The 24,639-nt window shown below is 69.2% G+C and carries 23 protein-coding genes; 10 read left to right on the forward strand and 13 right to left on the reverse strand.

Annotated features, from left to right (window positions below; translation table 11 throughout):
* Window positions 1-13: 13 nt before the first annotated feature.
* Together B1A74_RS07425 and B1A74_RS07430 are read left to right on the forward strand one after the other, a co-directional pair.
* Window positions 14-367: a hypothetical protein gene (locus B1A74_RS07425; RefSeq protein WP_018947699.1), complete on the forward strand. Its 354-nt coding sequence runs from the start codon at window positions 14-16 to the stop codon at window positions 365-367.
* A gap of 58 nt (window positions 368-425) precedes the next feature.
* Window positions 426-824: an Mth938-like domain-containing protein gene (locus B1A74_RS07430; RefSeq protein ID WP_024329143.1), complete on the forward strand. Its 399-nt coding sequence runs from the start codon at window positions 426-428 to the stop codon at window positions 822-824.
* A gap of 18 nt (window positions 825-842) precedes the next feature.
* On the opposite strand, the gene rpoS is transcribed toward B1A74_RS07430, so the two are convergent.
* The 5 genes from rpoS to surE are packed head-to-tail and all read right to left on the reverse strand — an operon-like array spanning window position 843 to window position 4,766.
* Window positions 843-1,898 (reverse strand): RNA polymerase sigma factor RpoS, encoded by a 1,056-nt coding sequence (rpoS, locus tag B1A74_RS07435; RefSeq protein ID WP_077244231.1) that lies wholly within the window; start codon window positions 1,896-1,898, stop codon window positions 843-845.
* A 29-nt stretch (window positions 1,899-1,927) separates the two neighbouring features.
* Window positions 1,928-2,710: a peptidoglycan DD-metalloendopeptidase family protein gene (locus B1A74_RS07440; RefSeq protein ID WP_024329145.1), complete on the reverse strand. Its 783-nt coding sequence runs from the start codon at window positions 2,708-2,710 to the stop codon at window positions 1,928-1,930.
* 2 nt (window positions 2,711-2,712) lie between these two features.
* Window positions 2,713-3,300 carry a YqaA family protein gene (locus B1A74_RS07445; protein ID WP_024329146.1) on the reverse strand — a complete coding sequence of 196 codons (588 nt, stop codon included), beginning with the start codon at window positions 3,298-3,300 and terminating at the stop codon, window positions 2,713-2,715.
* 24 nt (window positions 3,301-3,324) lie between these two features.
* A complete protein-coding gene (locus B1A74_RS07450) occupies window positions 3,325-3,990 on the reverse strand; it encodes a protein-L-isoaspartate(D-aspartate) O-methyltransferase (RefSeq protein WP_024329147.1) in 666 nt (221 codons plus the stop codon).
* Window positions 3,984-4,766, reverse strand: a complete 783-nt coding sequence (gene surE / locus B1A74_RS07455; protein ID WP_077244232.1) for a 5'/3'-nucleotidase SurE — start codon at window positions 4,764-4,766, stop codon at window positions 3,984-3,986. The genes B1A74_RS07450 and surE overlap by 7 nt, the downstream gene beginning before the upstream one ends.
* A gap of 103 nt (window positions 4,767-4,869) precedes the next feature.
* Here surE and B1A74_RS07460 point away from each other — a divergent pair, with 103 nt between their 5' ends.
* From B1A74_RS07460 to B1A74_RS07470, 3 genes are all read left to right on the forward strand, one after another.
* Window positions 4,870-5,418 (forward strand): Smr/MutS family protein, encoded by a 549-nt coding sequence (locus B1A74_RS07460; protein WP_077244233.1) that lies wholly within the window; start codon window positions 4,870-4,872, stop codon window positions 5,416-5,418.
* Between the two features lie 347 nt (window positions 5,419-5,765).
* A complete protein-coding gene (locus tag B1A74_RS07465) occupies window positions 5,766-6,251 on the forward strand; it encodes a Tll0287-like domain-containing protein (protein ID WP_425274675.1) in 486 nt (161 codons plus the stop codon).
* 169 nt (window positions 6,252-6,420) lie between these two features.
* The gene (locus B1A74_RS07470) at window positions 6,421-6,852 is read left to right on the forward strand and encodes a PAS domain-containing protein (RefSeq protein ID WP_077244234.1); all 432 of its coding nucleotides are present in this window, start codon (window positions 6,421-6,423) and stop codon (window positions 6,850-6,852) included.
* Window positions 6,853-6,893: 41 nt separating this feature from the next.
* Here the strand turns inward: B1A74_RS07470 and truD are convergent, their stop codons facing one another.
* From truD to mrcB, 5 genes are read right to left on the reverse strand one after another with little or no spacing between them, the layout of a single operon-like run.
* A complete protein-coding gene (gene truD, locus B1A74_RS07475) occupies window positions 6,894-7,922 on the reverse strand; it encodes a tRNA pseudouridine(13) synthase TruD (RefSeq protein WP_077244235.1) in 1,029 nt (342 codons plus the stop codon).
* Window positions 7,923-7,942: 20 nt separating this feature from the next.
* On the reverse strand, window positions 7,943-8,632 hold the full coding sequence (gene tsaB, locus B1A74_RS07480) for a tRNA (adenosine(37)-N6)-threonylcarbamoyltransferase complex dimerization subunit type 1 TsaB (protein WP_077244236.1): 690 nt from the start codon (window positions 8,630-8,632) through the stop codon (window positions 7,943-7,945).
* Entirely contained in the window at window positions 8,623-10,596 is a 1,974-nt protein-coding gene (gene yoaA / locus B1A74_RS07485) for a DNA repair helicase YoaA (protein ID WP_077244237.1), read from the reverse strand. Before yoaA ends, tsaB begins: the two co-directional genes overlap by 10 nt.
* On the reverse strand, window positions 10,589-11,137 hold the full coding sequence (locus B1A74_RS07490; RefSeq protein WP_018947686.1) for a tetratricopeptide repeat protein: 549 nt from the start codon (window positions 11,135-11,137) through the stop codon (window positions 10,589-10,591). The genes yoaA and B1A74_RS07490 overlap by 8 nt, the downstream gene beginning before the upstream one ends.
* A gap of 13 nt (window positions 11,138-11,150) precedes the next feature.
* A complete protein-coding gene (gene mrcB / locus B1A74_RS07495; protein ID WP_077244238.1) occupies window positions 11,151-13,505 on the reverse strand; it encodes a penicillin-binding protein 1B in 2,355 nt (784 codons plus the stop codon).
* A 98-nt stretch (window positions 13,506-13,603) separates the two neighbouring features.
* Between mrcB and B1A74_RS07500 the strand changes: the two genes are divergently transcribed.
* On the forward strand, window positions 13,604-15,163 hold the full coding sequence (locus tag B1A74_RS07500; RefSeq protein ID WP_077244254.1) for a bifunctional aminoglycoside phosphotransferase/ATP-binding protein: 1,560 nt from the start codon (window positions 13,604-13,606) through the stop codon (window positions 15,161-15,163).
* A 70-nt stretch (window positions 15,164-15,233) separates the two neighbouring features.
* Window positions 15,234-15,764, forward strand: coding sequence for a DUF302 domain-containing protein (locus tag B1A74_RS07505; RefSeq protein WP_077244239.1), 531 nt, complete (start codon window positions 15,234-15,236; stop codon window positions 15,762-15,764).
* 10 nt (window positions 15,765-15,774) lie between these two features.
* On the opposite strand, the gene B1A74_RS07510 is transcribed toward B1A74_RS07505, so the two are convergent.
* From B1A74_RS07510 to B1A74_RS07520, 3 genes are read right to left on the reverse strand one after another with little or no spacing between them, the layout of a single operon-like run.
* Complete coding sequence (locus B1A74_RS07510; protein WP_077244240.1) at window positions 15,775-19,695, reverse strand: EAL domain-containing protein; 3,921 nt, start codon at window positions 19,693-19,695, stop codon at window positions 15,775-15,777.
* Window positions 19,676-20,158 (reverse strand): response regulator, encoded by a 483-nt coding sequence (locus B1A74_RS07515; protein WP_077244241.1) that lies wholly within the window; start codon window positions 20,156-20,158, stop codon window positions 19,676-19,678. The genes B1A74_RS07510 and B1A74_RS07515 overlap by 20 nt, the downstream gene beginning before the upstream one ends.
* Before the next feature lie 8 nt (window positions 20,159-20,166).
* Complete coding sequence (locus B1A74_RS07520; RefSeq protein WP_077244242.1) at window positions 20,167-21,945, reverse strand: sensor histidine kinase; 1,779 nt, start codon at window positions 21,943-21,945, stop codon at window positions 20,167-20,169.
* Window positions 21,946-22,076: 131 nt separating this feature from the next.
* On the opposite strand from B1A74_RS07520, the gene hisI reads away from it, so the two are divergent.
* Genes hisI through B1A74_RS07535 form a run of 3 tightly spaced genes read left to right on the forward strand, consistent with a single transcriptional unit; the run spans window position 22,077 to window position 24,617 of the window.
* Window positions 22,077-22,508, forward strand: coding sequence for a phosphoribosyl-AMP cyclohydrolase (hisI, locus tag B1A74_RS07525; RefSeq protein ID WP_077244243.1), 432 nt, complete (start codon window positions 22,077-22,079; stop codon window positions 22,506-22,508).
* A 23-nt stretch (window positions 22,509-22,531) separates the two neighbouring features.
* Window positions 22,532-23,947, forward strand: a complete 1,416-nt coding sequence (gene cysS / locus B1A74_RS07530) for a cysteine--tRNA ligase (protein WP_077244244.1) — start codon at window positions 22,532-22,534, stop codon at window positions 23,945-23,947.
* Entirely contained in the window at window positions 23,922-24,617 is a 696-nt protein-coding gene (locus B1A74_RS07535; RefSeq protein WP_077244245.1) for a DUF1007 family protein, read from the forward strand. The genes cysS and B1A74_RS07535 overlap by 26 nt, the downstream gene beginning before the upstream one ends.
* Window positions 24,618-24,639: the final 22 nt, after the last annotated feature.

The raw sequence follows: 24,639 nt of genomic DNA on the forward strand, positions 1-24,639 counted from the left end.
GAAACGCCGATCCATGTGCCCACCCGGAGACCGCCATGGTGGACACTCGCCCGGGACGCCCCCGGAGGCCCCGGCCAGCGGGATCTGCGAGCTGTGCGGGCGACACGAAGGCCTGACCCGGCACCACCTGATCCCACGCAAGCAGCACCGGCGTCGGCGCATCCGCCGCCGGTTCCCGCGCGCCGAACGCGAGGGCCGCCTGCTGCAGGTCTGCCGCCCGTGCCACGACCACATCCACCGCCAGTTCGACGAACAGACGCTCGCCGAACGTCTGAACACTCGCGAGGCCCTGCTGGCCGAGCCTGTCATCCGGCGCTTCGTGGAATGGATCGCCGAACGTCCGCCGGGTTTCCGGCCCCGCCGCTGACCCCTGCCCCCGACACCGGCTCTTGAGCCCGGCGCCGCCGCGGGGTAGCGTCTGGGTCATGCTGTTCTCCGAACTCACCTCCGATGGCCTCACCTATCGCATCACCGGGCATGCCCCCGGGGCGATCGGGATCAATGATGTCGCCTATCACGCCAGCCTGATCGTGCGGCCGCGCTCGCTGCATGCGGACTGGCCGGTGCGCGCGGCCGGCGAGCTGGATCTCGCGGCCCTGGAGCCGGTTCTGGAGGAGCCCCCGGAGGTCCTGCTGATCGGCACCGGCGAGGTCAGCCGCTTTCCGCCGCGCGAACTGCGGCGCGAACTGCAGCGGCGCGAGCTGGGGGTGGAGATCATGGACACCGCGGCGGCCTGCCGCACCTACAATCTGATCATGGCCGAGGGCCGCGACGTGGCCGCGGCCCTGATCGTGGAACCGGCAGAAGCCTCCGCCGACGACTGAGTCGCTGCCGAACCGGACTCAGGACCCGGGCAGCACCTCGTCGCCCTTCATTCCGCGCGATTCCAGAAGCCGCCGCAAGCGCTTGAGCGCATCCATCTGGATCTGGCGCACGCGTTCGCGCGTGACCCCGATCTCCGCGCCCACCGTCTCCAGCGTGGAGCGCTCGAAGCCGTGCAGACCGAAGCGGCGCACCAGCACCTCGCGCTGCTTCTCGTCGAGCAGGCCCAGCCATTCCTCCACCAGATCCTGGATATCCTGATCCTCGAGGATGGACGAGGGTTCCACCGCATTCACGTCGGCGAGGATATCGGTCAGCGAGCGATCGCCCTCCGGCCCCGGCGGCAGGTCCATGGAGGTCGAGGGTTCGGACATCGCCCGCAGTCTCTGGATCTCGGCCACCGGCTTTTCCAGGCGCGCGGCCAGTTCCTCTTCGCTGGGATCGCGCCCCAGCTCCTGGGTCAGCTCGCGGGCCACCCGCGCATGCATGCGCAGTTCCTTGGAGACATGCACCGGAATGCGGATCGTGCGTCCCTGATTCATCAGGGCGCGTTCGATCGTCTGGCGGATCCACCAGGTCGCATAGGTGGAAAAGCGAAAGCCGCGCTCGGGATCGAACTTCTCCACCGCATGCATCAGCCCGAGGTTGCCCTCCTCGATCAGATCCAGCAACGCCAACCCCCGGTTAAGATAGCGCCGGGAGATCTTCACGACCAGACGCAGATTGCATTCGATCATGCGCCGCCGGCCGGCCTCGTCGCCCTGTCGCGCGAGGCGCGCATAGTGGCGTTCTTCTTCCGGAGTCAGCAGGGGACGGAATTCGATGTCGCGCAGGTAGAGCTGGATGGCATCCAGCTCCGCGGGGCGGGCGTCACGCAGGGTACGGGGCCGCACCTGCACCTCGTCCTCGGGCACCCCGGATTCGACGGGGTCGGGGGCTTCTTCTTCCAGGGCGAACCCGCCACCCTCGTCCCGCTCTTCTTCCGCCGGTTCGTGCAATGCCGGCTCTTCCAGCGGAGATTCCGGATCCTCGCCTTCAGCGCCGTCGAGATCGACCGGGTTCCGGGGCTCTTTCATGCGTGATCCTGTAATTTGACTGCTTCGATTCATCGATCCGGAAGGTAGCTCGCCGGGTCAACCGGGGAACCGTCCACGCGGATCTCGAAATGCAGCATCGGCAGATCCGTCCCCGATGCGCCCAGGCGCGCAATTTCGTCGCCGCCTTCCACCGTGTCGCCTTCTTCCACCAACAGCCGGTCGTTGTGGCCGTAAGCCGACAGGAAACGCTCGTCATGGCGAACGATGATCATCCGACCATACCCCACCAGACCGCCGCCTGCATAGACGATCTCGCCACTGCGCGCGGCGCGCACCGGATCCCCGACCTCGCCACCGATTCCGAGTCCCTGTCGGGTGCTCGCGCTGTCGGAAAAACCCCTGACCACCTCGCCGTCGGCCGGCCACACCCACTGGCCGTCGCCACGCGGTGCAGGCGGCGGATCGGGTTCCGGCTCGGGATCGGGTGCGGGCGCCGAAGACGCCCCACCGCCGTTTCCGGACGCTTTTCCGCCGGAAGAAGACGATCTCGAGCTCCCCGCCGTCTCGCGCGTGGGTGCCGGCGGTGGCGAGGAACGGGCCGGACCGGTCAACCGCAGACGCTGGCCGGGATGGATCGTGTAGGGCGCGCCGATCGCATTGCGCCGCGCCACCGCCCGCCACTCCAGGCCGTACCGACTGGCAATGCTGTACAGGGTTTCGCCGCGCGACACGGTATGGGTATCGGGGATCCGGGACTCTCCCGGTGTACGCAGGGCACAGCCATTCATGGCCGCGACCAGCAGGGCCGCCAGCAACAGGGGGATCAGGCCGCGCAGCAACCCACTGTGCATGCTCACTCCAGGGCCAGGTACACCGCGATGGCCGCCGCGAGGACCCCGATTCCGGCCCAGCCGATGCGTTCCATGTAGGGTCGCAGGTGCCGTTCGGCACGGGGCCCCGCCCAGGCCATGAACAGGGCCACAAGGAAGAAACGGGCGCCCCGGCCCAGCAGCGACGCGAGCACGAACGGCAGCCACGCCATGGCCAGGGCCCCGGCGGTGATGGTGAAGAGTTTGTATGGCAGTGGCGAAAACCCGGCGATGAGGACCACCCATACCCCCCAGGTCCCGAACCAGTCCTCGGCCTGCGCGAGTTCGGCGGCATACCCGATGTCCCGGAGCCACGGTCCCAGCCACTCGAACGCCAGCCAGCCCGCCAGATAGCCCAGCACCCCTCCGACCACCGAGGCGACCGTTGTCAGCGCGGCCAGGTACCAGGCACGTGCCGGCGATGCGGCCGCCATCGGCGCGAGCATGACATCGGGGGGCGGGAACGGCAGGACGAAGGACTCGAACAGCGAGAGTCCGGCAAGGTAGCGCGGCGCGTAGCGATGCCGCGACCAGCCCATCACGCGATCATAGACCGGTTCGAAGAACTTCATCGCAACGCGACTCCGGGCACGTCGTTACTGCTCCGCGCCCGGCAGCATCGGGACGAACATCACCGCGTCGAGAACGTCCCGCACGAACGCCTCCTCGGTACGGGTGTAGCGCACCAGCTGCTGACGTCCGTCGGGGCCCTCCACCGGGGCCACCAGACGCCCGCCGGGGGCCAGCTGGGTCAGCAGGGTCTCCGGCACCTCGCGCGGGGCCGCGGTCAGGATAATGCCATCATAGGGTGTCTTCTCGGGCCAGCCCTCGGCCCCGTCCCCGTGGCGCAGATTCACGTTGTTGATGCCCAGCCGGCTGAGCAGCTCTCGCGCGCTGCGGGTCAGCGCCTGAATGCGCTCGATCGAGTACACCCGGTCGACGATCTGCGCCAGCACCGCCGCCTGATAACCGGACCCCGTGCCAATCTCGAGCACAGTGCTCACCGGCCCGCCCTCCAGCAGGGCCTCGGTCATCCGGGCGACGATGAACGGCTGGGAGATCGTCTGGCGGTGCCCGATGGGCAGCGCGATGTTCTCGTAGGCGCGGTGACTCAGCGCCTCTTCCACGAACAGGTGCCGGGGCACGCTGCGGATGGCCTCCAGCACCCGCGGATCGCGGATACCCTGCTGCTCGAGGATCCGGACCAGGCGGTCGCGCGCCCGTCCCGAGGTCAGCCCGGCACCCGAGGCGTCGCTCACCATGGTGTACCTCCCTGGTGGTGACCCCCTGGCGCAACGCCCTCCAGCCAGCGCCCCACGGTGTCGATGGCATCGTAACGAGTGAGATCCACCTGGATGGGCGTAATCGAGACGTAGCCCTCGCGCACCGCATGGAAATCGGTCCCGGGACCGGCGTCCTGCTCCGGACCCGCGGGACCCACCCAGTAGATCTCCCGCCCGCGCGGATCCTGGTCGGCGACCATCGGCTCGGCGCGATGGCGGTTCCCCAGGCGGGTGGTCTGCACGCCCTGGATCGATTCGAACGGGATATCCGGGACGTTCACGTTGAGGATGGTGGCCGCCGGCAGCGGGACCTGCCGCAGCCGATCCAGCAGGTCCAGCACCACGCGCGCCGCGGTGTCGTAATGCCGCAGATCGGTCCCCACCAGCGACACCGCGATCGACGGCAGACCGAGGAAGCGGCCCTCCATGGCCGCGGCCACGGTACCGGAGTACAGCACGTCATCACCCATGTTAGCCCCGGCATTGATGCCGGAGATCACCAGATCCGGTTCGTCCTCCAGCAGCCCCGTCAGCGCCAGATGCACGCAGTCGGTAGGCGTGCCATCCACTTGCACACCGGCGTCGCCCACCGATCGGGCGTGCAGCGGCCGCACCAGCGTCAGACTGTTGCTGGCGCCGCTGCGGTCGCGGTCCGGCGCCACCACCTCGACCTCGGCCACCGTTCGCAGGTGGTCGGCCAGGCACTGGATGCCGGGGGCATGGATTCCATCGTCGTTACTGACCAGAATGCGCATTCGGGAGCCGGAGGCTTTATAAGGGTCTTCAATATACTGGAAACGGCTTCGGGACATGCAGTTTCCTGCCTGTGCCGGAGCCTCGGAAAGCGAGTATCCTGCCATGAATTCCGGGGACGGTCCCAGCGATTTCGACGAGTTTCTGCGTGCGGTGGGCCCGGTACGCCGGATTCACAGCGACCGCGCGGAGAAGGATACGCCGCGCCCGCCCGCCCGCGCGGCCCAGCGCGACCGTGACGAGGAACAGGCCCGGCTCGACTGGATGAGCGACCCGCTGGAATTCGGCGACCTCCAGCCCGGCGACGAGCTGCGTTTCAGCCGCGCGGGCATCAGCCAGCGGGTGTTCCGCAAGCTGCGCGGCGGCCATTACCGAATTCAGGACGAACTGGACCTGCACGGCCTGTTCGCCGACGAGGCCCGCCAGGCGGTGGCCGGTTTCATTGACGAGGCGCGCGCGGATGACCGCCTGTGCGTGCGCATCATCCACGGCAAGGGCCAGCGCTCGAGCCCGCGGGGCCCGGTCCTGAAGGGGCTGACCGACCATTGGCTGCGCCAACGCGACGACGTGCTCGCGTTCTGCTCGGCACGTCCCGCGGACGGTGGCACCGGGGCCGTGTACGTCCTGCTCAAAAAACGCCCGGAGCCGTCCTGAGTTGCGCCGGTATCGCCGTGGAACATTAGCACTGGACGGCATGTTGATTTAGATCAAGTCCAGAGTTACCTTGACCGTTATCAGCGGATTGCCGCAGCCGCATGCCGCCCGGGTTGCAATCCCGCACGGGCTGCGAGACCATCCTGTACAAGCCTTGTACAATGAATGCATCCAAAGGCAACGGAAACTGCGACGAAGAGGTCCTGCTCATGAATCACTGGAAACTTGCCCCCATCGCCCTCGGCATCGCGGCCCTCGCCGCGGGCTGCTCGAATAACGGAGCCACGACGGCTTCCGGGGAACCCGCCGCGAACGAGGTCAGCGAAGAAGAGATCGAACAGCGTTCCATGGACAGCCGCGAGGCGATCCAGCAGTTCGCCAGCACCCTGCAGGGTGAACTGATGGCCGCGATGGAAGAAGGCGGTCCGACGGAAGCCATCCAGGTATGCAATGAAGTGGCTCCGGAGATCGCTTCGGACATCTCCGCCGAAACCGGCTGGGATGTCGGGCGCACCAGCCTCAAGCTGCGCAACCCCGACAACGCCCCGGACGAGTGGGAGCGCGCGGTGCTGGAAAGCTTTGACGCCGAAGTCGCCGCCGGCACGCCGGCCGACGAAGTCGCCCCGTCGCACGAAGTGATCCAGACCGAGGATGGCGCGCGGTTCCGCTTCATGGCGGCGATCCCGGCTGGCAGCCAGTGCCTTGCCTGCCACGGCGAGGACATCGATTCCGACATCCAGCACGCGCTGGAGCGTCTGTACCCGGAAGACGAGGCCACCGGCTACCAGGCCGGGCAGGTCCGCGGGGCATTCACCATCACCCAGGAGATGTAACGCTCTCCGAAAATGGCGATACGAGAAGGGCCGCATCAGCGATGATGCGGCCCTTTCTTTTTGCGCCCCGCCCCCAGAACAAACCGAATTTCGGCAGGGACAAAGGGACAGACAAGCGGCTTTATGACAATCTGTAAAGTTGACGGATGGAACCTATAGAATCGAAGACATGACGCGAACCATTGATGCCGAGCTGCTCGCCCTCGCGGTCGACGCCTCCAACGACGGAGTGGTGATCGCCGAGCGCGAAGGCCACGACAATATCCTGATCTACGTCAACCGCGCGTTCGAGGAGCTCACCGGGTATCGTTCCGAGGAGATCCTCTACCGCGATTGCCGTTTTCTGCAGAACGACGACAACGACCAGGATGCCGTGCGCGAAATCCGCGCCGCGCTGGACGAGGATCGCCCCTGCCGCGTGACCCTGCGCAACTATCGCAAGGACGGCTCGCTGTTCTGGAACGAGCTGTCGCTGACGCCCATCTTCAACGACGAAGACCGGCTGACCTACTACATCGGGATCCAGAAGGACATCACCGCGCGCGTCGAGGCCGAAGAACGCGCCGAACGTGCGGAGCGTCAGCTGGCCGGCTCCGGCTGACCCGCCAGCAACCCCGGAGCGACCCGGAGTGACCCCGGGGGTCACTCCCCGGCCGACGTGCGCATCAGGGCCTCCACTACACTCGTGGCATATTCTCCCGGGCCCAGTTCCAGCTGCAGACGCAGCACCCGCGACGTTTCCCATTCCCACTCCATGGATCGCGGCACCAGACGCAGCGCCCGGCGCGCGGCCTTCAGACCCTCGGCCTCCAGGCCACGGACCAGCACCTCGTGCTGCGCGGCCACCGCATCTTCCAGCTCGCGCACCTCGCCCCCGGTGCCCGGATCCCCGCGCCCCCACAGCGGCCCGGTGGGATGCACGTCGAGCCGCGCGGCGCGCGCCTCCAGCTCCGCATCCACCGTATCCGCGGTAAACACGCTGCCGCTGCCGTCCAGGTTGACCCGCTCGCCCGGCAGGATGCGGTCCCAGTCGCCGCGGCGCACGCGCTCGGCCAGTACCGCGTTGAACAGCTCCGCGCGCGCCGCGGACAGCAGCAGGCTGCGCTGATTGCGCCCGCGCGGACGCCGACCGCCGCCCAGCCAGTCGTACGCCCGCTCGCGGTTGGCATGCCCGAAGCGCTGTTCGCCGAAATACGCCGGCACGCCGCCGGCGCGGATCCGTTCCAGGACCTGCTCGGCCATGTCGCCATCGCCCTCCAGCTCGCGCAGGCGCAGGGTGAAACGATTGCCCGCCAGGTGCCCGGTGCGCAGCTTGCGGGCATGGCGAGCGTGCCGACAGACACGCAGCCAGGCGTCCGCGGCGATCGCCTCGCCGGGTTTCGGCACCGCCCATGACGCCGAATCCACCTCCGGCGCGCAGGCCACGCTGAACCACTGCCGGGTCACGGCATGACGATCCTTGCGCCCGGCGTAGCTGACCGCGCCGCGTCCCACGCCCGCGGACCGCGCGATCCACACGGCCACGTCCTCGGTGTTCAGGCCGCGCTTCTCGATCTCCAGCCACAGATGCTCGCCCGCACCGTCCGGCAGGGTAGCCGGAAGCTCCTCCACCCGGAAATCCTCCGGGCTCGCCTTAAGCCGGCCTTGCAGCGGGGCCTCCCAGGGCCACACCGGGGCATTCCCGGGCGCGGTCACGGGCTCGCCGCCGGTCGTGCCACGTCATCGCGCAGATAGACCGGCTGCGCATCCGCCGGATCCACCGCCTCGCCGCGCTCCCAGGCATCCACCGCCAGCAACGCCAGGTCAAAGGCGTCCGGCAGGGCATCGGGATCCACCCGTTCGTCGGCCAGCCCGCATTGCCCGGCGAGTTCGGGGAAGGCACGAAAGCCGGTCCCCAGCCCCAGCCGCTCCCCCGCCGGCCATTGCGCAGCCACCGCCTCCGGCGGCGCCACGGCCTCCGGTGCCGGCAGGACCCGCTCCCCGGCCACCGGGCACAGGCTCCAGTAGACCTCGCCCATGCGCGCGTCCAGCGCGGCCAGCACCGCCGCCGGGGCCGGCTCGGGCGCCAGTCGCAGACCCTGCTGGGCCAGCACCTGCAGCGACGACACCGGGACCACCGGGAAATCCAGCGCGAACGCCAGCCCCTGCGCCACGCCCAGCCCCAGCCGCACCCCGGTGAAGGCCCCCGGACCGCGCCCCACCGCCACTGCGTCCAGCGAATGACGGTCGATCCCGGCCTCCGCCAGCAGGGTCTCGACCTGGCCCAGTATCAGGTCACCGTGACGCTGCGGTGCCCGCTCCGACAGCGAGTACAGTTCGCCGTCCACCCACAGGGCGGCGGAACAGCGTTCGGTGGCGGTGTCGATGGCGATCAGGCGCATGCGTGGCGCTCCCGGGCCTGTTGCAGAAAGTCCAGCGCCGCCCGCGGGCTGTGTGCCTCGTGGAACGGCGGCAGGCTGTTGAGAAAGCGCTTGCCGTAGGGCTTGCCGTCGATGCGCGGATCGCACAGCGCGAGGATGCCGGTGTCCGAACCGTCGCGGATCAGACGGCCGGCGCCCTGCTTCAGCGCCAGCACCGCCTGCGGCAGGCTGAACTCCATGAACGGGTGCCGGCCCTCGGCTTCCAGCGCCGCGGCGCGGGCCTGCAGCACGGGATCGTTGGGCGCGGCGAACGGCAGACGGTCGATCACTACCACCGACAGCCCGGTCCCGCGGATGTCGACGCCTTCCCAGAAGCTGTGCGCGCCCAGCAGCCAGGGGCGTTCGGCCGCGCGGAAACGCTCCAGCAGCTCGCCACGCGACTGCTCCCCCTGCACCAGCAGTTCGCGGTCCTCCGGCAGATGCTCGCGCAGCAGGGTCGCGGCCTCCTGCAAAGCACGATGGCTGGTGAACAGGAAAAATCCGCCGCCCGGTCCGTCCTTCAACAGCGGCCAGGCCCAGCGCAGGCAGGCGCGGGTGTAATCCGGCGCGTTGGGATCCGGCAGCGGCGGATCCGGGCGCAGCAGGCAGGCCTGACGGGCAAAGTCGAACGGGCTGTCCAGACGCGCGGTGGCGACGTCTCCGGGCAGCCCCAGGCGGCGCGCCGCGTGGGTGAAGTCCTCGCCCACCGCCAGGGTCGCCGAGGTGAAGATCCAGGCCGCCGGGCGCGCCGCGCGCCGCTGCGCCAAAGGGCGTGCGGCATCCAGCGGGGTGCGGTGCAGGGTCAGGCTCTGGCGGAAACGCTCCAGCCAGGCGACCGTGTCTTCGGTATCCTCGCGCCACGCCGACAGTCGCTCGCGCAGCAGCTCGCAGCGCGCACGCAGCTGTTCCAGCCCGGGCGCCCGCGGCGCCGCGACCTGGAGGGCATCGTGCAGCCAGCGCAGCGCGTCGTCCAGGGCGTCCAGCTTCGGCCCCAGCGCACCCTCGGGGTCGGCATCCTCCAGACTGGCCCGCCCTTCGTGCCCCTCGGTCACCTCGAGCAGACCGCCCGCCGCGGCCTCCACCTCGGCCACGCGCTGGCGCATGTCGGTCATCTCCGGGGCATGCTGCTCCTGCTCGCGGCGCGTGTCGCGCGCCAGTTCGCGCAGGGCACGCGTGCTCAGGGCCACACCGAAGAACGCCCCGGCGATCTCCGGCAGCTGATGCGCCTCGTCCACGATCACCGCGTCGACCTCCGGCAGCAGCTCGGCGAAGCCCTCTTCCTTCAGTGCCATGTCGGCCAGCAGCAGGTGATGGTTGACCACGATGACATCCGCCTCCTGCGCCCGGCGCCGCGCGCGCACCACGAAGCAGTCGTCCAGATGCGGGCATTCATTGCCCAGGCAGTTGTCCACCGTCGAGGTCACCTGCGGCCATAGCGGCGAATCCTCGGCCAGCAGGCCGGACTGGCTGAGATCCCCGCTGTCGTCGGTGCGCGCCATGGCCTGCAGCTCCTGCAGGGTATGCAGACGCTCGGCCCGCGCGCCGGCGCCGGTGGCCCCGGCGGCATCCGCTTCCGCGACCTCCAGCCGGTAGTGGCACAGGTAGTTCGAGCGCCCCTTGAGCAGCGCGGTCTTTGGCTGATACCCCAGCGCTCCGCAGACCACCGGAAGGTCCCGATGGTAGAGCTGGTCCTGCAGGGTTTTGGTGCCGGTGGAGATCAGCGCCCGCTTGCGCCGCTGCAGGACCGGGACCAGATAGGCATAGGTCTTGCCGACCCCGGTGGCGGCCTCCACCAACAGGGCCGATGGCGCGGTGGCCACGCCTTCCTCCACCGCCGCGGCCATCGCCTGCTGGGGTTCGCGCGGCCGGAACCCGGGGACCGCCTCGGCAATATCGCCGCCCGGGCTCAGGGCCCGCACGGCCGGCGAAGCGGCGGACTCAGACACGTTCGCCCCCGAGCGCGCGCAGGGCTTCGCGCGCCTCGCGCGCGCCCTCCGTATCGTCCCGGCCCTCGCGGGCCTGCAGGATCACGGTCCAGTTCTCCCGTTGCAGGTCACGGTCGTTCCCGGCCATGCCCAGCGAACGCTGCGCCAGCCGCTCGGCCTGATCGAAGTTACGCTGTTCCAGTCGCACCACAGCCAGGCGCTGCCACAGCCGGGCATCCCGCGGCGCGATGCGCAGGGCCCGCTCCAGCAACTGGCCGGCGCGCGCCAGCTCGGCATCCGCGCGCGCCTGTTCGGCGCGCTGCGCCAGACCCGATGCTGCGCTGTCCACCCCGGCGGCCAGCTCCGGATCCTCGGCCGCCCCGGGCTCGACCTCCAGGACCTCGGGCTCGGGCACATCGGTCGCGGGTTCCTCCGGCGCGGGACGCGGCTCCGGGGTCGCGCAGCCGGCCAGGATCGCGAGCACGGCACAGCCGGCCAGCAGCCGCACGGCGCGCGGGGTGCGGTGCACGGAATGTTCGCCTTGTCGCAGCTTCATCATCATCGGATATACCCGCTCAATCCTGATTGCGGAACATGCGGCCGAACCAGCCGGCGGCGTCGCCGTCCGCCTCGCCCTCGCACTCGGCCACCGCCTCCGGGGCCGAATTCTGCCAGAACGGCAGCCGCCTGACGCGTTCGCAGGCGTGATCTTCGTCCACGATCCGTGCCGCGGAGTCGAGGTCGATCTCGTGATATTCGATGGAAGGATGCCGACCCTCCTCGATCGATCCACCCGGCAGCTCCCCCATGATGCCGGCCCATACCGGAGCCGCCCCGGAACCACCGGTCAGGCCGGTCGCCCGATTGTCGTCCATGCCCAGCCAGACCACACCCACATGGCGATCGTCGTATCCGGCAAACCAGGCATCGCGAAAATCATTGGTGGTCCCTGTCTTGCCCGCCAGGCGGCGCTGCGGCAGGCGCTGACCAATCGCGCGACCGGTGCCGTCCACCGTCACGTCATGCAGGGCCTCGCCGAGCAGACGTACGGCGCCGTCCGGCACCGCGCCGCGCAGTTCCAGACCGTAGTGCGACAGGACCTCGTCGTCGGCATCCAGGACGTCACGGATCGCGCGCGTGCCGGTGGCATAACCGCCGCTGGCCAGCCCCTGATAAAGCCCCGCCACCTGCAGCGGGGACAGCTCCAGTGCGCCCAGCGCCAGCGACGGGTTGGGGGCCGGGGTGGCCTGCAGCCCGAAGGTCTGCAGGATATCCACCAGCTGAGAAACCCCGATGCGATCGGCCAGGCGCACCGTGGGCACGTTGTAGGACTGTACCAGGGCCTCCCAGGCCGTGACCTCGCCACGGTGTTCGCGGTCGAAATTGCGCGGGGTCCAGGGTTCCCCGTGCGCCAGCTGCAGGGTCACCGGCCGGTCCTCCAGCAGGCTCGCCAGGGTATAGCGCCGGGGGTTGGTCAGCGCCGCGAGGTAGACGAACGGCTTGACCAGCGAACCGATCTGGCGGCGCGCCTCCACCGCGCGGTTGAACCCCGGATACGCCGGGTTGCGGTCCCCGACCAGCGCCAGCACCTCGCCGGAGCGCGCGTCGGTCACCACCGCAGCGGCCTGCAGCTCCTCCGCATGTTCGCCCGCCCGCGGGGCCACCGCCGCCACCTCTTCGCGCACGCGCTCCTCCACCGCCAGCTGGATCACCGGATCCAGCGAGGTAAAGATCCGCAGCCCGTCGGAGCGCAGGTCCTCGTCGGCGTATTCGGCGCGCAGCTCGCGGCGCACCAGATCGAGGAATGCGGGGAAGCGGCTGCCGCCGGGCATCGCCGGCGAGACATCCAGCGGCATGCCACGAGCCGTCGCCACGGTGTCCGCGTCCGCCAGGCCCGTCTCGTGCATCGCGTTCAGCACGCGGTCGCGCCGGGCCCGGGCCCGCTCCGGATGGCGGCGCGGGTCGTAGTAGCTGGCCCCGCGCGCCAGCCCCACCAGCAGGGCCAGCTGATCCAGGCGCAGTTCGTTCAGCGGACGCTGGTAATAGAACCGGGCCGCCTGCCCGAAACCATGGATGGCACGTTCGCCGGCCTGCCCGAGAAACACCTCGTTGACATAGGCTTCGAGGATGGCTTCCTTGGAGTAGCGATGCTCCAGGATCAGGGCCATCACCGCCTCGTTCAGCTTGCGCGACAGGGTCTGTTCGCGGGTGAGGTAGAAGTTCTTGACCAGCTGCTGGGTCAGCGTACTGCCTCCCTGCACCGTGCGGCCGGCGCGCAGATTGGCCCAGGCCGCCCGGGCGATACCGGCCGGGTCCACCCCGCGATGTGACATGAAACGCCGGTCTTCGATCGCGATCAGGGCACCGATCAGCGCCGGCGGGACCTCGTCGAGATCCACCACCACGCGGTCTTCACCGTGCGTCGGGTAAATACTGCCGATCAGCAGCGGCTCCACCCGCATGAGGTCGACCGCCGCGCCCGTGTCGCGATCCGTGATCGAGCGCACATGGCCACGGTCCATCTGCACCCGCACCGAACGCGCCGGCTCGGGCCCGTCGCCAAAAGTGAACGGGCGCGTGGTCAGGGCCACCGTGCCGTCGTTGACCTCGTATTCCCCGGCCCGGGCGCCCTTTCCGCTGCGCTGATAATTCAGCGCCTCCAGCTCCGTCACCAGGCGCTCACGATCCAGGCGCCGACCGGGATACAGCTCCAGCGGCCGTGCATACACCCGGGCCGGCAGGGCCCAGCGCTGACCTTCGAACTGGGCGCGGATCTCGCGATCCAGGTTCTGCACATACAGCACACCCACGCCGGCACCGGCCAGCAGCAGACCGAGCAGGGTCCAGGTGCCGGCACGCAGCACGCGACGCAGCCGGCCGCCGGCGGGGCGGCGCTTGCGCGAAGATCGGGAGCGGGAGGAACGCGGCATGGCTCTCGCGGTCTGCAACAGGGATGGGTGAACACGGGCATCTCGCCCGCAACTCGCGCAATGATAACCTGACCCGGGGCAACATTGATGGAGGCCGCATGACCGCGCTGGACGAGCAGCACCGCATTCTCACCCGACTGATCGAGAGCGGGGCGTTCCCCGATGGCGGTCCGGCCGAACGGATCCGGCGCATCGAAACGCACATCTCCACGGTGATCCTGGCCGGGGACTGGGCGTGGAAATTCAAGAAGCCGCTGGACCTGGGCTTCCTCGACTTTTCCACCCTGCAGGCGCGCCGCCATTTCTGCGAGACGGAGCTCGAGATCAACCGCCGGCTGGCGCCGGAGATCTACCACGAGGTCGTCAGCATCAATGGCGATCCCGAACACCCGGTGATCAACGGGACCGGCGAAATACAGGAATACGCGGTACGCATGCGCCGCTTCGACCGCGACCGCCAGCTCGACCGGCTGCTGGAGGGCGGCGCCCTGCCACCCGAGGCGATGGACGAGCTGGGCCGCTACATCGCCCGCTTCCACGAGAGCGTGGAACGCACCGGCCCGGAATCCGCCCACGGCACCCCCGAGGCCGAGGCCGCGCCGATGCGCGAAAACTTCCCCAGCCTGTTCGAATCCGCCCAGCAGCCCAGTGAACGCGAGCGGCTGCAGCGCCTGCAGACGTGGACCGAAAAGGAGCTGGACCGCCTGCGCCCGCTAATGCAGGCGCGCCATGACGGCGGCCACGTCCGCCACTGCCACGGCGATCTGCATCTGGGCAACATGGTCTACATCAAAGCCGGGGACGAAGCCGGCGGCGAGCGCCCGGTGGCCTTCGATGCGATCGAGTTCGACCCGGAGCTGCGCTGGATCGATGTCATTTCCGAAATCGCCTTCACCACCATGGACCTGCTGGCCCGCGAGCACCCGGCGCATGCCTGGCGGCTGCTGAACGCCTGGCTGGAAGAACGCGAGGATTTCGACGGACTGGCCCTGCTGCCGCTGTACCAGGTCTACCGTGCGCTGGTGCGGGCCAAGGTCCAGGGCATCCATGCCGCCGAACCCAGCCTGCCCTCGGACGAGAAGGCCGCCCACCAGGCCGAGATGGGGCGTTACCTGGCGCTGGCGGAACGCCTGACCGAACCGCAGCAGCCCCGCCTGGTCCTGATGCACGGAGTGTCAGGGTCGGGCAAGACCGTGATCAGCACCCGCGTCCTCCAGGCCCTGGGCGCGGTGCGCCTGCGCAGCGACGTCGAACGCAAACGCATGACCGATGCCGTCTCCTACAGCGAAGATGCCCGCGCGCGGATCTACGACCACCTGCTGGAACGTGCCGGGGAACTGCTGGAGCTGGAACATACCGTCATCGTCGACGCGACCTTTCTCGAACGCGGCCAGCGCGAGCCGTTCCGCGAGCTCGCCGCGCGCATGGAGGCCGGCTTTGCGGTCGTCGCCTGCCACGCCGACGAAAACCTGCTGCGCGAACGCCTCGAGGCCCGGGCCGCGCAAGGCCGGGATGCCTCGGACGCCGACGTGGAGGTCATGCAGCAGCAGCGCCCGCGCCAGGAATGGCCCGGCGCCGACGAGCATGCCGTGGAAGCAGGCCCCGCACAGCCCCTGGATGTCGAGCTCCTGGCAAAGCGGCTGGAACGACCGGCGTGACGGCAGTCAGGTCATTTGACGTACAATGGCGGGACCATCGGTCATCCGCGAGCCACACAGGAGCCACCTCATGTCCGGATTCCGCAACAAGACCCGCCAGGCTGCCCGCCGTGTCACCGCCGGATTGCCCGCGCTGGCCATGACGGCCGCGCTGGCCTTCCCCCTGCCCGCCCTGGCCTACGAGGTCGTCGAGGAGAGCGAGGAGCGCGTAATCTACAGCGTCGAAGGGGACTTCGACCACTATTTCGAGATGGTCGAGTTCGCCATCGAAACCGAAGGGCTGGTGATCAACAACGTCGGCCACATCGCCGACATGCTGGACCGCACCGCCGGCCAGGAATCGGGCGAGGGCATCTACCTGAACGGCCGCTCGGTGGATTTCTGCTCGGCCACCTATTCGCGCGCGACCATGGAAGCAGACCCGCACAACATCACGTTCTGCCCCTACGTCATCGCCATCTACGAACTGTCCGCGGAACCGGGCACGATCTACATGAGCTATCAGCGCGTGCCGCAGATCGGCGACGAGGCCTCGCAGGAGTCCCTCGGCGACGTCAACGAACTGGTAGACCGGATCGTTACCGAAGCCCTGATGTTCTGAGCCGGCCGGATCAGCCCGGCCGGACGGAGGCCAGTGCCGCCACCCGGCCGGGCGCCCGCAGCCAGGCTTCGGCCCGGTCCACGGGCAGCCCCGGGCTGTACAGGAACCCCTGGCCGACATCACAGCCGTGGGCGTTCAGCCACGCCGCCTGGGCCGCCGTCTCGACGCCCTCGGCGATCACCTCCAGATGCAGATTGCGCGCCATCGCGATGATGGTCGCAGCAATCCAGCGCCCCCGGCCCTCGCGGTCCACCTGATCCACGAAACTCCGGTCGATCTTGAGCACGTCCAGCGGGAAGTCCTGCAGGGCCGCCAGAGACGAATAGCCGGTGCCGAAGTCGTCGATCGCCAGGCGCACGCCCAGCGACTTCAATCCCTTGAGCCGGGAAACGGCCCGATCACCCTGGCTCATGATGGCGGTTTCGGTCACCTCCAGTTCCAGCTGTTCCGCCGGGAAACCCGTCTCCGCCAGGATCTCGCCGACCCGGCGCACGAGCCGGGTACTGCGCAGCTGCACGGGCGACAGGTTCACCGCCACCACCAAGTCGCCGCGCACCTCCCGCAGCAGCCGCACGCCCTGTCTGCAGGCCTCGCGCAGCACCTGTTCACCCAGGGGAACGATCAGGCCCGTCGCCTCGGCGACCGGGATGAAGCGATCGGGCGTGATGCTCTCGCCCTGCAGGGTCTCCCAGCGCGCCAGGCACTCCACGCCGGTGGGCACGCCGTCGCTCAGCCGCACCTGCGGCTGAAAATGCACCTGGAGCTCCCCGGTCCCGCTCGACAGCGCCCCGCGCAAGTGGCTTTCCAGTTCCAGCCGCTCACTGGCCGCCCGCGTCAGCTCCGCCTCGTAGAAGCTCCAGGTCTCGCGTCCGTTTTCCTTGGAATGGAACATGGCCGCGTCGGCGTGCTGGATCAGCGTGGTGGCCGTATCGCCATCCTCGGGGAAACGCGCAATACCGATGGAGGCGTTGAGATGCACGCTGCGCCCGCTGTCCAGCAGCACCGGCGTATCCAGAGCCGCCAGCAACTCGCGCGCCACTTCGCCCAGCGATCCGCTATCCCCGGCACGCTGACTGACCACCATGAATTCATCGCCACCCAGCCGGCCAAGGATATCGGGCGGGCGCACCGACTCTGCCAGACGGCGGGCGATGTCCACCAGCACCTCGTCACCGGCCGGATGGCCCAGGCTGTCGTTCACGTCCTTGAAGCGATCCAGGTCCAGGCTCAGCACGCCCAGCCCGCGGCTCTCCGCGCGCGCCTCTTCCACCGCGTGCGACAGCAGCGAATGCAGCCGCGTCCGGTTGGGCAGGTCGGTCAGCGGATCGTGTTCGGCCAGATAGTTGAGCTCGCTCTCGGAGCGCTTCAGCTCGGTCATGTCGGTGATGGTGCCGGCGTAGCAGATAGGCTGCCCGCTCTCGTCGACGACCACCGAGAGACTCAGCCATTCGGGATACACCGTGCCGTTCCGGCGGCGGTTCCACAGCTCGCCGGACCAGTAACCGGTACGCTCCAGCTCCTGCCACATGGCGCGATAGAAATCGGCGTCGTGGTAGCCCGACTGCAGGATGCGCGGATTCTGTCCCAGCACCTCGGACTCGGGATAGCCGGTGATCTCGGTGAACGCCGGATTCACCGCGATGATGCGCGAGGACAGGTCGGTGATGACGACGCCGTCCCGGGTGCTGCGAAACACCGCCTCCAGCCGGCGCAGGCCCACCACGGTCTCGCGCCGCGCCAGCGCGGCCCCCAGGCTGCTGGCAAAGATGCGCGCCACGCTCACGTCGGTGGCGCTCCAGTTGCGTGCGCGCACCACCGCGTCCACTCCCACGAACCCGCGATACTCCCCTTCCAGGAACACCGGGGCCAGCAGCAGCGACTGCAGCCCCTGATTCTGCAGCAGTGCCTGTTCCTCCACGGGGAACTCCGCCCGGGTGCCGGCGACCACTTCGCCGTCCTGCAGGTACTCGGACCAGCGCGCGGGCAGACTGTCCAGCGAAAGGTTGCGCAGGGCGGGCGGTCGCACCGGCGCGGCCGGGTCGCCGCGCAACCAGTAATGGCGGTGCGTCTCGCGATTCGCCCGGCCCGGCTCCTCCGCAGCCATGACCACGACCCAGGCGCGGTCCGCAGCGAGGGTCTCGCCCAGCCGGCCCAGGAGGGAATTCATGACCCGATCCGGGGACTCCGCCTGCAGCAACGCCAGCGTCATGCGCGCCGAACTCTGCAGGGCCCGATCGCGCTGATCCAGTGCCTGCGCCGCGTGCAGCTTCTGCACCGCCAGACCGGCCAGCTGGGTGAACTCGTCGATCAGCCCCCGTTCTTCGTCGCGCGGCTCGCGCGCCTCGTTCAGGTAGGTGGCCAGCGTGCCCAGCACGTGCCCGTCGTCATCAAAGAACGGGAACGACCAGCAGGCCTGCAGCCCCGCGGCCTCCATCGGTGCCTGCAGCCCGTCCCACCAGGGATGGGCGGCGACCTCCGCCACCACCACCGGCTCGCCACGAAAGGCCGCGGTGCCACAGGAGCCGACACCCTCCCCCGCAGGCACGGGGCTGTGCAGCCAGGGCAGCGATCCCGGCAGGGACGGGGCCGCCACGCACTCCAGCATGCCGGTTTCGCGGTCGTGCAGCATGATGGAGGCCGAGAGCTCCGGCAGCAGCAGCTCCAGCTCCTGGATCACGTCGGCCAGGAAGCCCGGATCCCGCGTCCCGGTGGCCAGACGGTCCAGCACCCGCGCCCGCACCGCCGCCAGACGCTGGTCCCGCACGCGCCGGGTCACGTCCACCAGACTGCCGGAAAACCCCGCAGGACGGCCCTCGGCATCGGTCTCGGAACGCCCCTGCAGCTCCATCCAGTGCAGACCGCCCCAACGGGTCACAACCCCGATCGTCGCCTCCTCCCCGGTGCTTGCGGCCGCAGCCTCCCCCCGCAGCAAGGCCGCCACCGCCTCCCGGTCCCCGGTATCGACAAACTCGGTCAGCGGACGTCCCAGGGCGTCCTCCACCGAGCGACCGGTCATCCGGGTCCAGGCGGGATTGAGAAACGTAAGGCAGCCTCCGGCATCGGTCTGGAAGATGATGTCACCGGCGCTGTCGATCACCTGCCGGTAGCGATGCTCGCTCGCGGCCAGGGCCGCCTGTTCGCGCCGCAGCCGCCCGCGGGCCACCACCTGATCGACCAGCACCGGCAGCCCCTTGAGATAGCCCCCGCTCTTGAGCACGTAGTCGTCGACCCCCAGGCGCAGGGCTTGTGCGGCCAGTTCCTCGGTCCCCTGCCCGGTCACCAGGATCACGGGGATATCGAGACCCCGCTCCGCGCGTATGCGGCGCGCCAGCTCCAGACCATCCATCCCCGGAAGGCGATAATCCAGCAACAGGATGTCGGGGTACGATGCGTCGCCATCGAACCCCTCTTCCAGCCGCGAGAGGACCTCGTCCGCGGAGTCCACCACCTCCAGTTGCAGATGCGGCGCCGCGCGGGCGAATTCCCGCCGCGTCAGACTGACATCGAAGCCGTTGTGCTCGGCGTAGAGCACGTGCACCGTTTCCAGCTCCTCCGGCCGCCGGTGACGACGCCCGAGGGCGTCCCGCACACGCGCCGGCAGGTGCTCCAGGTAGGTCTCGTTCTTCGGCAGATAGTCGTCGGCCCCGACGCGGAAGGCGGTCACCACGGTTTCCTGTTCGCCGTGGCCGGTCATCACGATAATCGCCTCCTCGCGCCCGCCCTCGCGCAGACGCGGGATCAGGTCCATGCCGTTGCCGTCCGGCAGCCGCAGGTCGAGCAGCACGCAATCGAAGCGCGCCTCCTCCAGCGCCGCCCAGGCTTCGGCCATCGACCCCGCCGTGCGGATCTCGACCTCCGCCCCGTCACGGCTCAGCGCCCGACGCTGCAGATCGGCATCCACCGGATTGTCTTCAACGAGCAGAATCTTCATCTCGCGGGGACCTCCCTGAGGTAAACACCGAGGCCGGAGGCTGGTTCAACACGCACCAGTAGAGTTCGATCTGTTCGGCCACATCCATGAACCGGTCGAAGTCCACCGGCTTCACGATATAGGAATTCGCGCCGCTTTCATAAGCAGTACGGATGTCGGCGTCATCCGCCGACGACGTCAGCATCACCACCGGGATGCGCCCGCAGTCCGGATGCGCGCGCAGTGCCCGCAACACCTCCAGACCGTTGATCCGCGGCAGCCGGATGTCCAGCAGGACCACCGCCGGCACCGGTTCCTCGCCCCGCGCCCAGCGTTCCAGCCCCGCCAGGGCCTCCTCCCCGTCGCGCGCCACCGTCAACGGATTGGCCAGGCGGCGGCGACGGAAGGCATGGCGCAGCAGATCCAGATCCACCGGGCTGTCCTCGACCACGCAGATCGGCGGTGGCGAGCCCGGGTCACTCATTGGGGCGCTCATTGCGGCAGCTCCACACGGAAGGTCGCGCCCTCGCCGGGGCGGCCCTCGGCCTCGATCCGGGCGTCCAGCCGGCGGGCCGCGCGACGCACCAGGGCCAGGCCCACGCCGGTGCCGGGGTAGTCCTCGGCGCGGTTGAGACGCTGGAAGATCTCGAACATGCGCTCCCGGAACGCCTCGTCGAAGCCGATCCCGTTGTCCTCCACCTCCAGACGCACCACCGACGTCCGCCGCTGAGCGGCGACCCGGACCCGGGGTTCGTCGCGACCGGCACTGAACTTGAAGGCGTTCTCCAGCAGGTTGCGCAGGATCAATCCCAGACCGTCGGGATCGGTCTCGACTTCCAGTTCGTCCGGCACGTCGATCGCGGTCGTCGCCGCCGCCGGGTATTCCGGCTCCAGCGCGCGCAGAGTCTCCCCCACCAGGTCACGCAGCCGGATCCGGCGCTGTTCCAGCGGTCGCCGCTCCATGCGCGAGTACGTCAGCAGGTCGCCGATCAGTTCGTTCATCTGCGCCACGCCCTGGCGGATATTGCGCACGAATTCGCGCCCCTCGTCGTCCAGACGCCCGGCATGTTCCGCCTCCAGCAGCTGGCTGTAGCCCTCGATCCCGCGCAGCGGCGCCTTGAGATCATGGGAAACCGCGTAGGAAAAGGATTCGAGCTCCTGGTTGGCGACCTGCAGTTCCGCCGTGCGCCGCTCGACCCGGCGTTCCAGATCGGCGTTGAACGCACGCAACTCCAGCTCGGCCTGGTGCAGTTCGGTGATGTCCAGCGCCGTACCCTGCACCCGCCACGCGCCACCGGGGCTTTCACCCGGAAACGACGACGCGCGCTGAATGCCGAACCGCAGCCAGGTCTCCGGCCCGCGCCCCGGGTGTCGGCGTACGTGCAGGTACTGGCTTTGCGGCGGGGTACCGGCGGCCATGCCCCGCAAGGTGGCAGCCAGGCGTGGCCCGTCGGCGGACTCGGTGTCGAGGTCACGCTCCAGCAGCGTGGCCACGTCCGGTTCGGGACCGTCGGGCGGGCGCCCCAGCAATCTGAACAGCTGGTCCGACCACCAGAACCCGTTCACCGGATCGTATTCCCAGCTGCCAAGGCCCGCGTCGCGTTCGGCCCGTTCCAGCCGCTCCATCTGCCGCTGGCGCTCCAGCTCCAGCCGCCGGCGTTCGGTGACGTCCAGCAGCACCCCGTGGATGCGTGTCACACGACCGTCCGTGTCCCGACTGAGCCAGGTCCGGTCCTCCACCCAGACCGTACCCAGCACGGGCAGCACCAGGCGGTAGAGCTGGGTATAGCGATCGGGGCCGTGTGCGAGGTGCATCTGCACCTCCTCGACGATGGACGGCAGATCATCGGGGTGAATCAGGCTGGCGTAATCCGGGTCGCCCGCCAGCAGGGCCTCGCGATCCAGCCCCCAGTCCGCGGCATTGGGCGAGACGTAGGTGACCGGCCAGCCGTCACGCGCCTCCCATTCGATCGCCAGCACCGGCGAGTGATCGATGATGCGCGCGGCCCGCCCCGCCTCCGCGGCCGCCCGGTCGCGGGCGGCCAGCGCGCGATGGATCAGCACGAACAGCAGCCCGGCGGTCACCACCACGTAGGCCCAGCCCTTCCCGGTCTGCAGCCGGGACAGCCATTCCACATCGTCTACCAGCGCCAGCAGCGCCCGGTCGGAAAACCCGATCCACATCAGGCCGAGCACCAGATAGATCAGGGTGATACCCAGAGCCGTGATTGCGGCACCGCGGCGGATCCCGGGACTCGCGTCGCGTGTCATGCCCCCCTCCTTTTTGCGCGGTGCTTCCTTCCCCCAAGAATCCGCCGGACGGGCACACGACGCAAGACCCGGCCGCCCCGTGGCGCGGAATGTTATTCTTTGACGTTTGCGACCAAGTTGAACGACACGCCATGTTCAAGAACCTGGAAAAAGCCCCGGCCGGCCGCCGCGAGCCGCTCGCCGAAGTCCTGGAGCGCGTACGCTTCAACGCCGACGGCCTGGTGCCCGCCATCGCCCAGCAGGGCGACACCGGGGAGGTCCTGATGATGGCCTGGATGAACCGCGAGGCCCTGGAGGAGACCCTGCGCACCGGACGGGTCTGCTATTGGTCGCGCTCGCGCGGGGCGCTGTGGCGCAAGGGCGAGTCCTCCGGTCAGGTCCAGCAGCTGCATTCCCTGCATCTGGACTGCGATGGGGACACCGTGCTGGCGAAGGTCGATCAGACCGGCCCCGCCTGCCACACCGGGCGGCGCAGCTGTTTCTATCTCCAGGTCGAGGGCGACGAGGTCGCCGTGACCAGCGACCCGCAGGTCGACCCCGAGACCCTCTACGGCGCCTCCTGAAACCGCGACAAGGAACACCGACCATGGCCGACGCCAGCGCACCGCAGCTCGTCATCCACAACACCCTCGGGGGGCAGCGCGAGCCCTTCGTTCCCGCCGACCCGCGACGGGTGACGATGTATGTCTGCGGTCCGACCGTGTACAACCGCGTGCACGTGGGCAACGGCCGCCCGGTGGTGGTGTTCGACGTGCTGTTCCGCGTGCTGCGCGCGCTGTACGGGCCGGAGCACGTGGTCTACGCCCGCAACATCACCGACGTGGACGACAAGATCAATCAGGCCGCGCGCGAGAACGACGAACCCATCGCCGCGCTGACCGAACGCTTCACCCGGGCCTTCCACGAGGACATCGCCCGGCTCGGCACCCTGGAGCCGACCCTCGAGCCCCGGGCCACCGATCACGTGACCGAGATGATCGCCCTGATCGAGGACCTGCTCGCGCGCGGCCACGCCTACGCGGCGGACGGCCACGTGCTGTTCGACGTGACCTCTTACCCTGCCTACGGCGCCCTGTCCGGGCGCACCCTCGAGGCGATGCAGGCCGGGGCCCGGGTGGAAGTCGCCGACTACAAGCGCCATCCCGGCGACTTCGTGCTGTGGAAGCCGGCCGGCGAGGACGAACCCGGCTGGGACAGCCCCTGGGGCAACGGGCGCCCGGGCTGGCACCTGGAGTGCACCGCGATGATCCGCACCCATCTGGGCCGCAGCATCGACCTCCACGGCGGCGGCCACGATCTGGTGTTCCCGCACCACGAGAACGAGATCGCCCAGGGCTGCGCGGCCGAAGGCTGCGACGAACACGGCGGCCATTACGCGCGCTACTGGATGCACAACGGGCACGTGACCATCGAAGGCGAGAAGATGTCCAAGTCGCTGGGCAACTTCCGCCTGCTGCACGACCTGCTGCAGGTCTGGCCCGGCGAGGTCCTGCGCCTGGCGCTGCTGTCGCGCCATTATCGCGCGCCGCTGAACTTCTCCGAGGACACCCTGGAACAGAGCCGCAACGCGCTGGACGGCTTCTACCGTCTGCTGCGCGAGCACGCCGGGGTCGTGCCCACCCCCGCCGATGCGGCGGACACCCCGGTCTTCACCGCATTGCTGGACGATCTCGACACCGCCGGGGCGCTCGCCGCCCTGCACCGCATTGCGGATGCCCTGCAGGCCGCCGACAGCGAGGACGAACGCGCCCGCCGCAAGGGCGAGCTGCTGGCCGCGGGCGAACTCCTGGGTCTGCTGCAGCAGGACCCGGAGGCCTGGTTCCGCGGCGACGTCGCCGATGATGCCGAGCTCGCCGCATGGGTGGAGGAACGCATCGCCGCGCGTGCCGAGGCGCGGCGCGCGCGGGATTTCGCCACCGCCGATGCGATCCGCGACGAGCTGACCGCCAGCGGCATCGAACTGGAGGACACGCCGGATGGCACCCGCTGGCAGCGCGCCTGAGCGGGCTGTCCGCAGCGCCACCCGGGCACGCGCCCGGCTGGCGCTGGTTCTCCTGATCGCGGTGGCCGCCGGTCTGCCCGCGATGGCCACCGCCCACCCGCATGCCTGGATCGACCTGCGGGTAACCCTCGACTTCGACAGCGACGGCCGACTGGCCTCCATGCACCAGTTGTGGGTCATCGACCCGACCTACAGCCACATGCTGCTGGAGGAGATGACCCGCGACATGGACGGCGATGCCGGCATCGACTCGGTGCTGGAAACGGTCGGCCCGCGCATGCTCGACAACCTCGCGGAATACGACCACTTCACCGAACTCGAGGCAGGCGGCGAAACGCTGGACACCCCGCCCGCCGAGTCCCCCGAACTGCGTCTGGAGGACCGGCGCCTGCACCTGGGCTTCGAGATCCCGCTGGACCGGCACGACATCGGCGCCGAAGAGGATTTCACCTACCGCGTCTATGACCCCACCTACTGGATCGAGATCCGCCATGACCCCGGTGACGTGATCCAGGTGAACCGCGGCGACGGCTGCCGGGTCGAACTCGAGGAACCGCGCCCCGATCCACAACTGGTGCGTTATGCCGCCACCCTGGAACGCGAATCCCGCAGCCCGATCGAAGATCTCGGACGCCATTTTGCCGAGATTGCGCGCCTGGAATGTGAATGACATCGGGTTCCTCGCGCCATTG

The organism is Thioalkalivibrio halophilus (genome assembly GCF_001995255.1).
In the GTDB taxonomy this organism is placed as follows: Bacteria; Pseudomonadota; Gammaproteobacteria; order Ectothiorhodospirales; family Ectothiorhodospiraceae; genus Thioalkalivibrio; species Thioalkalivibrio halophilus.

Excerpts from the sequence above, each read along its gene's own strand:
- B1A74_RS07425 (WP_018947699.1), top strand. The coding sequence starts at position 14 with ATGTGCCCACCCGGAGACCGCCATGGTGGACACTCGCCCGGGACGCCC.
- B1A74_RS07430 (WP_024329143.1), top strand. The coding sequence starts at position 426 with ATGCTGTTCTCCGAACTCACCTCCGATGGCCTCACCTATCGCATCACC.
- rpoS (WP_077244231.1), bottom strand. The coding sequence starts at position 1,898 with ATGAAAGAGCCCCGGAACCCGGTCGATCTCGACGGCGCTGAAGGCGAG.
- B1A74_RS07440 (WP_024329145.1), bottom strand. The coding sequence starts at position 2,710 with ATGCACAGTGGGTTGCTGCGCGGCCTGATCCCCCTGTTGCTGGCGGCC.
- B1A74_RS07445 (WP_024329146.1), bottom strand. The coding sequence starts at position 3,300 with ATGAAGTTCTTCGAACCGGTCTATGATCGCGTGATGGGCTGGTCGCGG.
- B1A74_RS07450 (WP_024329147.1), bottom strand. The coding sequence starts at position 3,990 with ATGGTGAGCGACGCCTCGGGTGCCGGGCTGACCTCGGGACGGGCGCGC.
- surE (WP_077244232.1), bottom strand. The coding sequence starts at position 4,766 with ATGCGCATTCTGGTCAGTAACGACGATGGAATCCATGCCCCCGGCATC.
- B1A74_RS07460 (WP_077244233.1), top strand. The coding sequence starts at position 4,870 with ATGAATTCCGGGGACGGTCCCAGCGATTTCGACGAGTTTCTGCGTGCG.
- B1A74_RS07465 (WP_425274675.1), top strand. The coding sequence starts at position 5,766 with ATGGACAGCCGCGAGGCGATCCAGCAGTTCGCCAGCACCCTGCAGGGT.
- B1A74_RS07470 (WP_077244234.1), top strand. The coding sequence starts at position 6,421 with ATGACGCGAACCATTGATGCCGAGCTGCTCGCCCTCGCGGTCGACGCC.
- tsaB (WP_077244236.1), bottom strand. The coding sequence starts at position 8,632 with ATGCGCCTGATCGCCATCGACACCGCCACCGAACGCTGTTCCGCCGCC.
- B1A74_RS07490 (WP_018947686.1), bottom strand. The coding sequence starts at position 11,137 with ATGATGATGAAGCTGCGACAAGGCGAACATTCCGTGCACCGCACCCCG.
- mrcB (WP_077244238.1), bottom strand. The coding sequence starts at position 13,505 with ATGCCGCGTTCCTCCCGCTCCCGATCTTCGCGCAAGCGCCGCCCCGCC.
- B1A74_RS07500 (WP_077244254.1), top strand. The coding sequence starts at position 13,604 with ATGACCGCGCTGGACGAGCAGCACCGCATTCTCACCCGACTGATCGAG.
- B1A74_RS07505 (WP_077244239.1), top strand. The coding sequence starts at position 15,234 with ATGTCCGGATTCCGCAACAAGACCCGCCAGGCTGCCCGCCGTGTCACC.
- B1A74_RS07510 (WP_077244240.1), bottom strand. The coding sequence starts at position 19,695 with ATGAAGATTCTGCTCGTTGAAGACAATCCGGTGGATGCCGATCTGCAG.
- B1A74_RS07515 (WP_077244241.1), bottom strand. The coding sequence starts at position 20,158 with ATGAGTGACCCGGGCTCGCCACCGCCGATCTGCGTGGTCGAGGACAGC.
- B1A74_RS07520 (WP_077244242.1), bottom strand. The coding sequence starts at position 21,945 with ATGACACGCGACGCGAGTCCCGGGATCCGCCGCGGTGCCGCAATCACG.
- hisI (WP_077244243.1), top strand. The coding sequence starts at position 22,077 with ATGTTCAAGAACCTGGAAAAAGCCCCGGCCGGCCGCCGCGAGCCGCTC.
- cysS (WP_077244244.1), top strand. The coding sequence starts at position 22,532 with ATGGCCGACGCCAGCGCACCGCAGCTCGTCATCCACAACACCCTCGGG.
- B1A74_RS07535 (WP_077244245.1), top strand. The coding sequence starts at position 23,922 with ATGGCACCCGCTGGCAGCGCGCCTGAGCGGGCTGTCCGCAGCGCCACC.